We start from the raw sequence: 12025 nt of genomic DNA on the forward strand, positions 1-12025 counted from the left end.
GCGGACTGACCCTGCTCCACCTCGACGGGTCGGAGAACCGGCTGCCTGCGGTCGGCGGCGACGTCACCGACGCCGCCGGCAAGGTCGTCGGCCGGGTCGGCTCCTCCGCCCGTCACCACGAGCTCGGCCCGATCGCGCTCGCGCTCCTCAAGCGCAACCTGCCGATCGATGCCCCGCTGGTCGTCGAGGGGATGCCGGTCGCGCAGGAGGTCGTCGTCGACCCCGAGATCGGCCTGCACTTCCGCCGGGGTTGATGAGCGCGGCAAGCGTCGTCCGCGACACGCTCGCGCCAGTTCTAGTTGACGTCCTCCGGCTTGGGCAGCCGGTCGATCTTGTGGTCCTCGAGGTACTCGTCGAACTCGTCCTCGGAGATCGCCTGCATCAGCTCGGCGGACTTCTCGATGTCGAGCAGCACGATGCTCTGGCCGTCGGAGGAGGTCCCGGTGCCGTCGGTGTAGGCCGTCATCCAGTCGACCTCGCCGGCGCCCTTGGTGATGACGTCGAAGCCGAGGTCGCGGATCTCCCCGTTGCTCCAGTCGTCGTCGAGCACGAGCAGCTCACCGAGGTCGCCGATGAGGTTGGTGACCGTCACCGGGTTCATCCGGGTGCCGGTGCGGGTGGCGTCGTGGAGGACCTGGCGCAGGAAGTTCTGCTGGCGGTCGATCCGGTCGAAGTCACCGCCGGGCAGCGACTTGCGCTCGCGGACGTACTCGAGCGCCTCCTCGCCGTCGAAGTGCTCCTCGCCACCCTCGGCGGTCGTCAGGTCGACGCCGCCCAGGGTGTCGGTGATCCCCTTGAAGCCCTCGAAGTCGACGACCGCGATGTGGTCGATGTAGATGCCGAGGGTGTCCTCGAGGGTCGCGATGAGCAGCTCCGGGCCGCCGTAGGAGAACGCGGCGTTGAGCTTGGCCATGCCGTAGCCCTCGATGTTGACCCACGAGTCGCGCGGGAACGACACGACCTGGCTGTTCTGGTGGTCCTTCTCCAGGTGCCAGATCATCATCGTGTCGCTGAGCAGCCCGGTGTCGCCCGCCTCGAGCCGCTCCTGGACGTCGGTGCCGCGGCCGTCGACACCGACGAGCAGCACGTTCAGGGCTTCCTTGGGCTGCGACCGGGGCGGCCGGTTGTCGCGATCGGTGTTGATGTCGATGCGCGGGATGTCGTCGATCTTGCCGTTGAGCGACCAGAACCAGCCACCGATCGCCACTGTCATGGCGAGTGCCATCCCGACGAGGACCGACAGTGCCTTGTGGCGGGCGATGAAGGCGAACAGGACCACGTGGCGTCTCTCCCGGTCTGGAATTCGAGGGAAGCGTCGGTGCCCCCGGGCGTGCCACTTATAGTGTCATGGCGGCAATGACGCCTTGAGGTCCCACCTGCTCCGGGGAGATACATGCAACGCGACGACTTCCAGGTGAAGCATTTCCCCGGGATCGAGTCTGTAGGGCTGAGTGACGCGCCGAGCCGCCTCCGGGTGGCGATCGTGACCGAGGAGATCATCGGTCCGGTCCGCAACGGCGGAATCGCCTCGACGTACTACCACCTGGCCAAGGGTCTGGCGGCCGAGGGCCACGAGGTCCACGTGCTCTTCCTCAAGGGGCCGGTGGTCCAGGACGAGACGCCGGAGTTCTGGGTGGACCGGTACGCCGAGTTCGGCGTGACGCTGCACTACCTCGGGGTCTCGGAGATGCCGCTGTGGTGCTCCTCGCCGGCCTGGCAGCGGCGCTACGCCAGTGCGTACGAGTGGCTGCGGGACCAGGACCCGTTCGACGTCGTGCACACCTCGGAGTGGCGTGGCGGTCTGACCTACGCCCTGATGGCCAAGCGCCTCGGGCTCGCGTTCCGCGACACCTTGTTCCTCGTCAAGACCTCCTCGCCGCACATCTGGAACCGGCACTACCAGATGCTGCCGATCACCGACGTCAACCTGGTGGCGGCCGCCCACGCCGAGCAGAAGTGCGTCGAGCTCGCCGATGCGGTGATCGGCGGTTCCGCGCACCTGCTGTCGTTCATGGAGCGGGTCGGCTACCGCCTGCCGGACACCAACGTGTTCGTGCAGCCCAACATCGTCGACTTCTCCAACGTGCCGGTGATCGACGCCCGACCGGGGGAGCCGCGCCAGCACGGCGACGTCGTGAAGAGTCGCGACCTCGTGTTCTTCGGGCGGCTGGAGGCCCGCAAGGGCATCGAGATCTTCTGCAGCGCGATCGACCTGCTCCACGAGCGCGGTGAGATCCCGGACTCGGTGACGTTCCTCGGCAAGTGGGGCGGCAAGCTGCCGGCCCAGGGGGGCCTGACGCCGGAGGAGTTCGTCCGGGAGAAGGCGGAGACCTGGGAGTGCCCGGTCACCACGATCACCGACAAGAACCAGCCCGAGGCGCTGACGTTCCTGACCTCCCGCGACCAGATCGCGGTGATGCCGTCCCTCATCGAGAACTCGACGATGGCGGTCTACGAGACGCTGGAGCAGCGCGTCCCCTTCATCGCGACCTCCGTCGGCGGCACGCCCGAGCTCGTCGCGGAGGAGGACCACGACGCCTGCCTGGTCGAGCCGACCGCGCAGGCCATCGCGGACCGTCTCTCGATCGCGTTGCGGGACGGCCAGGTCATCGCCCGCCCGGCATTCTCCAACGACGCCAACCTCGAGATCTGGTACGGCTTCCACGCCCACCTCGGTGAGCTCATCGCCGAGCACGGCCGGACGGCCGCGGTGGCACAGGTGACCCGGGGCGTCGACGAGGTCGAGCGTCCGGTGGGGTCGATCAGTCACGTCGCGCTGGTCCGCCGCGGCGACTCGCTCGAAGACCTCATCAAGGCCTGTCACGCGGAGGCGCCCGACGAGCTCGTCCTCGGCTATCGCGACGCCAGCGTCCGCACCCAGATCGAGAAGGTGCGCTCGCTCGTCGACCAGTCCTGCCCCAAGGTCACGGTCGTCAACTGCATCGGCCAGACCGCCGGCACCGCCCTCAACACGTTGGTGGCGAGCCAGACCTCCGACGCCATGCTCGTCACCGACGGCCTCGAGGCGCTCCCGCAGTTCGGCTTCTTCGCGGCCGCCAAGCAGGCGCTCGGTCACCGACCGCAGACGCTGTTCACGACGTTCTTCTCCACCGACGACGCGATGGTCGGCATGCCGCTCGGCGGCGACGTCGCCTCGCAGTTCCTGACGTCGCGGGCCTACGGCGCCGAGGTGTTCGCGATCCGCAAGGACACCTTCGACGCGATCGGCACGTTCGAGCCGTACGACGCCCGCCGCGGCATCGTGCACGAGTACGTCACCCGGGCGACGGAGGCGGGCCACGACCTGCTGGTCCTGCCCGAGCAGCTCCTGCTCTGGCCGGAGGCCGACGCGACGGGTCGGGCGTTCCGCTCCGACCAGCTCTACTCCTACCTCAAGGCCAAGCCGCTCATCGACCGCTCCTCGCTGTCCCAGCGCAAGCTGCTGCTGGCCGCCCTCCACGGGGGCGGCGGGGGCGGCGGCGGTGGCGTCGACGAGCGGATGCTGCGCACCGACTCCGTCGACGAGGCCGACACGCACTGGCTGATGCCGGCGACGTGGGACCCCGAGAACGCCAGCGGCGCCCAGCAGCGCCGGGTGATCTTCGGCCTCAACACGGCACAGGACGAGATCTGGCTTTACGCCCGCGGCCCGGGCGACCGACGGCTGCTGATCCGTGGCGAGGAGACCGAGGTCGAGCTCGTCGCCACCCGGGGTGTCGAGGGCACGGACGAGTACACGACCCTCTCGGTCCTCCCGGTCCCGACCTCGTGGACGCCCTCGACGTCGTACCCGATGGTCTGGGGCCTCTACGACGAGGCCGACAAGCTCCGCAACGTCTTCCTGCGCGTCAACAAGATCGGCACCAAGACGTTCGCCCTCTCGGGGCGCAACCCGGTCCTGTCGGCCCGGGTGCTCACCGAGCTCATGGACCGCCAGCTCGGGCAGACCGTCCCGGGTGCTGTGAGCGTTGCGACGCCCGTGGTCGGCTCCACCGACGACCTGGTCGAGCAGGCCGTGGCCGCCGCGATGGACGTCGTCAACGGCCGGATGAGCGCCGAGCGCGTGGTGGAGCTGAGCCGCACGCTGCTCATCCGCCCGCCCGACGGCCCGCCGCCGGTCACCGGCCGCTCGGGCCTCAAGCCGCCGGAGCGGGGCGAGGGCTGGGCGGAGGGCGAGTGGCTCACCGGATGGGCCTGGGACCGCGAGGACCAGGGGCGAGTGCTGCACGTCGCCGTCATGCGCGGCGACCGGCCGCTCCTCATGGTCCCGGCCGACGTCATGGACCGTTCCCTGGAGGACGTGCCCGGTCGTGGCGCCCATGCCTTCAAGATCCCGGTGCTGCCGGAGTTCTTCGACGGTGACGGGCTCCACCTGCGCGTGTGGGAGGCAGACCTCCCCGTGTACCGTGGCCGGCTCTACGTCGAGCGCGACGACGAGCCGGTCCTCCGGCGGGTGCGCGACAGCGACGAGAAGCCTGCCCCGGGCGGCTCTCCGGAGCGCCAGCCGATCAACGAGACGAGTGAGAAGAAGCGTTGGTGGACCAGACGATGACGTTGCAGCCCTTCGGCCGGGGCCTCGTGGGCGGGCCGTTCCTGAAGGACCTCGACGTGCCGGGCACCGCTGCGCGGCTGCGCGACCGTGAGTTCGCGCCGGGCATGCTCTCCTTCGCCGAGCGCGCGATGCTCCACCAGCTGGTCAGCCGCACCTGGCGCGGCGACGGGGCGATCATCGACGGCGGCAGCTTCTTCGGGTCCTCGCTCGTCGCCTCCGCCGAAGGCATGCGCGCCGGTGAGGCCCTCGCGGGCACTGACCTGGAGCGCTTCCCGGGCGGCAAGCCGATCCACGGCTACGAGCTCGGCTTCCTGCCGGCCCCCGGTGGGCAGAAGGGCATCAAGCGCGAGTTCGGGGGCGTGGCCTACGAGCTCGGCGACAGCTTCGTCCCCATCCTCGAGGAGACCGTCGCGCCCTACCGCGACCTGATCTCGCTGCACATCGGCGACCTCAACGAGAAGTCGTGGGACGGTTCCCCGATCGAGATCGCGTTCATCGACGTCTGCAAGACCTCGCGCCTGAACGCCCACGTCTCCCGGGAGTTCTACCCGGCGATGATCCCGGGGGAGTCGACCCTCATCAACCAGGACTTCTTCTTCGACCGGCTCCCGTGGATCCGGGTCACGATGGGCTACCTCAAGGACTACTTCACCTGGGAGGGGCAGGTGTTCTCGAGCTCGATCTATCGCAACACCGCGGCCGTCCCGGCCGACGTCGCCGCGTTCGACCCGTTCCTCGAGGCGTCCTACGAGGAGTGCCTGGCCCTGCACGACGCGATCGAGTACGCCGGGATCGAGCGTCGCTACGAGTTCCTCATGGGCCTGAGCCGGGCCTACCTGGCGGCACTCAAGGACCACAAGGACGACGCCCTCGACCTGCTCAAGACGGTCGAGACCGACTACGAGGACCTCCTCGGTGACCTCGAGGACAACCCGCGCGGCAACCGGTTCCGGTTCGACCGCGCGGTCCGGCAGATCACGAACGGCAACATCTTCAAGGTCTCCTGAAGGGCAGCTGATGAGCACCATGGAACTCGCGCCGCTCGAGGCGGCAAAGGAAGCCATCGCCCTCAAGGACTGGGAGGGGGCTCGCGCGCTGCTGGCCCCGCTCGTCAGCGATCGCCCCGGGGGATTGCCGAGCTTCCTGCTGGCCCGCGCCGAGTTCGAGCTGGGCCGTCCGCACATCGCAGCCCCCCTGCTCATCGCGTTTCGCGCCGCACGGCCCCAGCACGTCGGCGCGTGCGTCCTTGCGGGCCGGGTCTTTCTCGCGCTTGGTCGGCTGGACGACGCCGAGGCGACGGTCCGCGAGGGGCTCGCGGTCGAGCCGGACAACAAGGTCTTCCCGCAGCTCCTCGACAGCATCGCCGCCGCGCACGGGGTAGCCGAGGCGTTCAAGCACGTAGCGGTCATCGACAACGGATACCTCCGCGCGCGCAGGAGCGGCCCGACCGCTCGCATGGTCAAGGCCGCCCAGGCGTTGGCCGCCTTCGCTCCCGGCCCGGACTGGCCGCGGGATGCCGAGCAGGCCAAGATCGCCTACTTTCGCAACGCCACCGACATCAAGCGAGCGCTGCGCAACTACGACCCGCACCTGATCGACGTCTCGGTCCGGTTCGACTACGTCGCCTGGCCCAAGCGGATCCAGGAGTACGTCCGCGGCAAGTCGGTCCTCGACGTGGGGTGCGGGTTCGGCGGGTTCGGCGTCGGCTTCCTCATCGCCGGCGCCTCGTCGTACGCAGGCCTCGACCCGGCGATGGACCTCGACAGCACGCGCGCGAAGAACAAGCGGGTGCGGCAGTGGGACGACATGGGCGTCACGCCGCGGCAGATCCAGGAGGCACTCCCCGCGATCCGGCTCTTCCAGAGCTCCTCGGAGGACAAGTCCTTCGACGAGACCTTCGACACCATCGCGCTGCACAACGTCACCGAGCACCTCATGCAGCTCGAGGAGGTGTTCGCCGGGCTGGTGCGGCTGTGCAAGCCCGACACGAACGTGGTCTTCCACCACCACAACTACTACTGCTGGAACGGGCACCACATGGCCCCCAACCAGCCGGCCCAGCTCAAGCCCGACGACGCCAAGCAGCAGACGCTCTACGACTGGCGCCACGTCTGGGCCAAGGACCAGCTGCCCGAGAGCAGCTATGTCTTCTCCAACCTCAACCAGGTGCGCCTCGACGAGCTGCGCACGATCGTCGAGAAGTACTTCGACATCGTGCGGTGGGACGAGATCCCGTCGTCGAAGCCGACGCTCGACCGGCTCACGCCCGAGATCATGGACAACGTCCGTGGTGTGATCCCCGACATCGAGGAGCGTGAGCTCACCGTCAACGCGGTCCTGGGCGTCGCCCGGCCGAAGGCGAGCAGCTGATGCGCCGGCCGGGGATCGCGCTGCTGGCGGCGACGGCGCTGGTCGGCTCGTTGGCCGCCTGCGGCGGCGGCTCCGACGGGGACGCGGAGGCCGACGAGAAGCCCTCGACGAGCACGTCGGGGACCACGGGCACCGCGACCGATGCCCCGACCTCCGGGGCGACCGAGTCGACGGACGCCAGCGGGCCTCCGACCACCAAGGACCCGACCGAGGACGGCGGGTTCGCCTACCTGCCGCCGTGCGACGAGATCGCCCGGTCCATCGTCCGTGGTGAGGAGGTCGTGGCCGGCGAGCAGGTCGAGGGCAAGTCGTGCCGGTTCGAGATCGGCGAGGACAAGGTGCTCGGACGCCAGCTGGTCTACATCGCCCGCCGCGGTGGCGGCTGGCCGACCACGTTCAAGGCCGACGAGCTCAACGACAAGCTCGCGGAGGCCGCCGACCCGGGCGACGGGAAGTACGCATCCTCGGTCAGCGAGATCAAGTCGCCGAAGGGGTGGTCCTACGGGCTCCAGTTCGACGAGAAGGTCGGCAAGATCGAGCGGACGTCGTACCGGCTGTTGGCCTTCGCCGAGAACGGCGACCTGCTCACCTGCCAGACCAGCGTCGCCGACGTGAACATCGGGGCGTTCAAGGACTGGTGCACCACAGTGCTGGAGGCCGTCCAGCCCTGAGCCGGTCCCGCCCGGACCCGAAGACGCGAGAGAGCCCGCACCCCGAGGGGTGCGGGGTCTCGCTTCGCTCGGGCGCTGGGCTGGTTCAGCCGTTGATCATGCCGGCGCCGACGGTCACGCCGGTCGCCTCGTCGATCAGGATGAACGAGCCGGTGGCACGGTTCTTCGAGTACGGGTCGCACAGCAGCGGCACCGTGGTGCGCAGCTGGACGCGGCCGATCTCGTTGACGCCGAGCTCCTTGGTCTCCTGGTCACGGTGCAGGGTGTTGACGTCCAGGCGGTACTGGATGTCCTTCACCAGGGCACGTCCGGTCCTCGTGGTGTGCTTGATCGCCAGCTTCTGGCGGGGCTGCAGCGGCTTGGTCGTCATCCAGCAGACCATCGCGTCGATGTCCTGGAGGGGCTCCGGCGCGTTCTTCACCCGCGCGATCATGTCGCCGCGGGAGACGTCGACGTCGTCCTCGAGGTGGACGGTGACCGACATGGGCGGGAACGCCTCGGTGATCTCCTTGTCGAACAGGTCGATCTTGGAGATCTTCGAGGTCATGCCGGACGGCAGGACCACGACCTCGTCGCCCGGCTTCAGCACCCCACCGGCCACCTGGCCCGCGTAGCCGCGGTAGTCGTGGAACTCGTCGGACTTCGGCCGCACCACGAACTGCACCGGGAACCGGGCGTCGATGAGGTCGCGGTCCGAGGCGACGTGGACGTGCTCGAGGTGGTGCATCAGCGTCGGGCCCGAGTACCAGTCCATGTTCTCGGAGCGGTTCACGACGTTGTCGCCGTTGAGCGCCGAGATCGGGATGACCTCGAGGTCCGGGATGTTGAGCTTGGTCGCGAACTGGGTGAACTCGGCGTGGATCTTCTCGTAGATCTCCTCGGAGAAGTCGACGAGGTCCATCTTGTTGACCGCGAGCACGAGGTGCGGGACGCGGAGCAGCGAGAGGATCACCGCGTGCCGGCGGGACTGCTCGGTGAGGCCCTGACGGGCGTCGACGAGCACCAGGCCGAGGTCGGCGGTCGAGGCGCCGGTCACCATGTTGCGCGTGTACTGCACGTGCCCCGGGGTGTCGGCGATGATGAACTTGCGGTTGGGCGTCGCGAAGTAGCGGTAGGCCACGTCGATGGTGATGCCCTGCTCCCGCTCCGAGCGCAGACCGTCGGTCAGCAGCGCGAGGTCGGTGTAGTCGTAGCCCTTGGACGTGCTCGTCGCCTCGACGGCCTCGAGCTGGTCCTCGAAGATCGACTTCGAGTCGAGCAGGAGCCGACCGATGAGGGTGGACTTCCCGTCGTCGACCGAGCCGGCGGTGGCGAACCGCAGCAGGTCCATGTTGGTGCCCTTGGTGGTCCCGGTGGTGTCGGCCATCAGAAGTAGCCCTCCTTCTTGCGGTCTTCCATGGCGGCTTCGGAGAACCGGTCGTCGCCACGGGTGGCCCCACGCTCGGTGAGCTTGGCGACCGCGATCTCCTCGATGATCTCGTCGATGGTCGAGGCGGTGCTCTCCACGCAACCGGTGAGCGTGATGTCACCGCAGGTGCGGAACCGGACGGTGCGCTCCTCGGCGACCTCGCCCTCCCGCATCGGGTTGAGCGGGGTCTCGCTCATCAGCATGCCGTCGCGCACGAAGACGCGGCGCTGGTGGGAGAAGTAGATGTTCGGGATCTCGATGCCCTCGCGGCCGATGTAGTCCCAGACGTCGAGCTCGGTCCAGTTCGAGATCGGGAAGATCCGCATGTGCTCGCCCTCGTGGAGGCGACCGTTGTAGAGGCTCCAGAGCTCGGGGCGCTGGTTCTTCGGGTCCCACTGGCCGAACTCGTCTCGGTGGGAGTAGACGCGCTCCTTGGCGCGGGCCTTCTCCTCGTCGCGGCGGCCGCCACCGAAGGCGGCGGTGAAGCCGTTCTCCTCGATCGCGTTGAGCAGCGTGCCGATCTGCATCCGGTTGCGGCTGGTCTTGCCGTCGTCGACCACGACGCCGCTGGCGATCGCGTCGTCGATGCTGGCGACGACCAGGTTGACACCGAGTCGGTTGACCCAGTTGTCACGGGTCTCGAGGACCTCGGGGAAGTCGAGGCCGGTGTCGACCTGCAGCACCGGGAACGGGATCTTCGCCGGATAGAAGGCCTTCTCGGCCAGGCGCAGCATCACGATGCTGTCCTTGCCGCCCGAGAACATCAGCACAGGCTTCTCGAACTCGGCCGCGACCTCGCGGAAGATGTGGATCGACTCGGCCTCGAGCTGGTCGAGCTGGCTCAACCGGTAGTCAGCGTGGGTCTGGGACATGCGGAGCATCGTGCCATGCGCCGCCTTGCAGGGTGACATCGGCGCGATTCGCGTAGACAAATCTACGAGTTATGCTCCGGGCATGGCCGACTTCGTCGCCCGACTGGGCTCCCGGGCCTCGGTTCCCGACGAGGTCCGTTCGGCCTACGGCATCGAGGAGTACGTCTCCCTGCTGTCCGGTGGAGCGGGCCCGCCGGTGGACCTGCGGCGCGGTCGGCTCGCTCCCGACGCCCTGCTGGCCGTGCTGCGCGCGATGGCCCAGCCGCCGTCCGCCGAGCTCAACAAGGCCCGGCTCGCGGCGCAGGCCGGGATCCCGGCGACCACGGTGGCGCCCTACATCGACGCCCTGGTCGACCTCGGGCTGGTCCGGCTCGTCCCCGGCGCCCGGACCACCGTGGCGAAGCGCGCCGTCGCGCGGCCGCGTGCGGTGTTCGACGACCCCGGGCTCGCCCGCCAGCTCGCCGGGGAGAGCGCCTTCGCCCTCACCGGACTGGGCGCCCGCGTCCGGCTCGCGCCGTACCTGGAGGGCATCGTCGCCGCCGAGCTGCTGCGCCAGCAGTCGACGAGCGAGGTGGAGTTCGGGGTGACCCACCTGCGGGAACGCAACGGCCTCGAGGTCGACCTGCTCCTCGAGCTGCCGGACGACACGGTCTACGGCATCGAGGTGCGCACGGCCGCCGGCTTCCGGCCCCACCAGTTCCGCAACCTGGAGGCGCTCGCCGTCCGGGCCGGCTCCCGCTTCCGCGGCGGGATCGTCCTCAACACCGCCTCGGTGGGCTTCAAGTACCGCCCCGGGTTGTGGGGGCTGCCGATCTCGGCGCTGTGGGACTGGGAGGCCGGGTCATCGCTCGGGTGACCACCGTCACCGACCGGTGTCGGCAAGTGTGCACCTGTCGTTGGCCGTCCGGTCCCGGACCGGAAAGGTCGGGCTCCCACCGTCGAGACATGAAGATCGCCATCGTCGGCACGGGCTACGTGGGCCTGTCGAACGCCGTCATCCTTGCGCAGCACCACGAGGTGGTCGCGCTGGACATCGACCCGACGCGGGTCGACCAGGTCAACGACCGGGTGAGCCCGATCGAGGACCCCGAGCTCGAGGACTACCTCCGCCACCGTCCCCTGGACCTCAAGGCCACGCTCGACCCGCACCTCGCCTACGCCGGGGCCGACTTCGTGGTCGTCGCCACCCCGACCGACTACGACGTCCGCACCCACTTCTTCGACACCTCGACGGTCGAGAAGGTCATCGAGCAGGTGCTTCAGGTCGACCGGGACACCCCGATCGTCATCAAGTCGACGGTGCCCGTCGGCTTCACCGAGCGGATGCGACGGGAGTACCCCGGTGCCACCATCTTCTTCTCGCCCGAGTTCCTCCGTGAGGGCCGCGCGCTCCACGACAACCTGCACCCGTCGCGGATCGTCATCGGCGCCTCGGCCCGGTCGGGCGCCGCGCGCACGCTCGGGAAGAAGTTCGCCGCCCTGCTGGTCGAGGGGGCACTCGACGAGGACGTCCCGGTCCTCGTCACCGAGCCGTCGGAGGCCGAGGCGATCAAGCTGTTCGCCAACACCTTCCTGGCGCTGCGGGTGGCGTACTTCAACGAGCTCGACACCTATGCAGCCACCCACGACCTCGACACCCGCGAGATCATCGAGGGCGTGGGCCTCGACCCCCGGATCGGCGACCACTACAACAACCCCTCGTTCGGCTATGGCGGCTACTGCCTGCCGAAGGACACCCGCCAGCTCCAGGCGAACTACCGCGAGGTCCCGCAGAACCTCATCAGCGCGATCGTCGAGGCCAACACGACCCGCAAGGACTTCGTGGCCGCCGACATCCTGCGCCGCAAGCCGCAGGTGGTCGGGGTGCACCGGCTCATCATGAAGTCGGGCTCGGACAACTTCCGGATGTCGTCGGTCCAGGGCGTCATGAAGCGGATCAAGGCCAAGGGCATCGAGGTGATCATCTACGAGCCCGAGCTGGACGAGACGACGTTCTTCGGCTCCGAGGTGGTCCGGGACCTCGACGAGTTCAAGGCGCGCGCCGACGTCATCATCGCCAACCGGCGGACCGACGTCCTCGCGGACGTGGAGGAGAAGGTCTACACCCGCGACATCTACGGACGCGACTAACCTGAGCTGCGCGAGCGTGTCG

General features: G+C 68.9%; 9 protein-coding genes and 1 pseudogene. 7 read left to right on the forward strand and 3 right to left on the reverse strand.

Annotated elements, in window-relative coordinates:
- A pseudogene (locus H0487_RS09630) lies at positions 1 to 254 on the forward strand (CAF17-like 4Fe-4S cluster assembly/insertion protein YgfZ); the annotation flags it as partial.
- A 41-nt stretch (positions 255 to 295) separates the two neighbouring features.
- Here the strand turns inward: H0487_RS09630 and H0487_RS09635 are convergent.
- Positions 296 to 1279: an LCP family protein gene (locus tag H0487_RS09635; protein WP_183094024.1), complete on the reverse strand. Its 984-nt coding sequence runs from the start codon at positions 1277 to 1279 to the stop codon at positions 296 to 298.
- 195 nt (positions 1280 to 1474) lie between these two features.
- On the opposite strand from H0487_RS09635, the gene H0487_RS09640 reads away from it, so the two are divergent.
- Genes H0487_RS09640 through H0487_RS09655 form a run of 4 tightly spaced genes read left to right on the forward strand, consistent with a single transcriptional unit; the run spans position 1475 to position 7593 of the window.
- Entirely contained in the window at positions 1475 to 4552 is a 3078-nt protein-coding gene (locus tag H0487_RS09640; protein WP_183094025.1) for a glycosyltransferase family 4 protein, read from the forward strand.
- Positions 4549 to 5559: a hypothetical protein gene (locus H0487_RS09645; protein WP_183094026.1), complete on the forward strand. Its 1011-nt coding sequence runs from the start codon at positions 4549 to 4551 to the stop codon at positions 5557 to 5559. Before H0487_RS09640 ends, H0487_RS09645 begins: the two co-directional genes overlap by 4 nt.
- 10 nt (positions 5560 to 5569) lie before the next feature.
- The gene (locus tag H0487_RS09650; RefSeq protein ID WP_183094027.1) at positions 5570 to 6922 is read left to right on the forward strand and encodes a methyltransferase domain-containing protein; all 1353 of its coding nucleotides are present in this window, start codon (positions 5570 to 5572) and stop codon (positions 6920 to 6922) included.
- A complete protein-coding gene (locus tag H0487_RS09655; RefSeq protein ID WP_183094028.1) occupies positions 6922 to 7593 on the forward strand; it encodes a hypothetical protein in 672 nt (223 codons plus the stop codon). The genes H0487_RS09650 and H0487_RS09655 overlap by 1 nt, the downstream gene beginning before the upstream one ends.
- Before the next feature lie 85 nt (positions 7594 to 7678).
- Here the strand turns inward: H0487_RS09655 and H0487_RS09660 are convergent, their stop codons facing one another.
- Both H0487_RS09660 and cysD read right to left on the reverse strand, forming a co-directional pair.
- A complete protein-coding gene (locus H0487_RS09660; RefSeq protein ID WP_246383268.1) occupies positions 7679 to 8959 on the reverse strand; it encodes a sulfate adenylyltransferase subunit 1 in 1281 nt (426 codons plus the stop codon).
- Positions 8959 to 9873 (reverse strand): sulfate adenylyltransferase subunit CysD, encoded by a 915-nt coding sequence (gene cysD, locus H0487_RS09665; protein ID WP_183094029.1) that lies wholly within the window; start codon positions 9871 to 9873, stop codon positions 8959 to 8961. Before cysD ends, H0487_RS09660 begins: the two co-directional genes overlap by 1 nt.
- 82 nt (positions 9874 to 9955) lie before the next feature.
- Here cysD and H0487_RS09670 point away from each other — a divergent pair, with 82 nt between their 5' ends.
- Positions 9956 to 10729 (forward strand): DUF4143 domain-containing protein, encoded by a 774-nt coding sequence (locus H0487_RS09670; protein WP_183094030.1) that lies wholly within the window; start codon positions 9956 to 9958, stop codon positions 10727 to 10729.
- An 89-nt stretch (positions 10730 to 10818) separates the two neighbouring features.
- Positions 10819 to 12003, forward strand: a complete 1185-nt coding sequence (locus H0487_RS09675; protein WP_183094031.1) for a nucleotide sugar dehydrogenase — start codon at positions 10819 to 10821, stop codon at positions 12001 to 12003.
- Positions 12004 to 12025 lie beyond the last annotated feature (22 nt).

The organism is Nocardioides stalactiti (genome assembly GCF_014180715.1).
Taxonomy (GTDB): domain Bacteria; phylum Actinomycetota; class Actinomycetes; order Propionibacteriales; family Nocardioidaceae; genus Nocardioides; species Nocardioides stalactiti.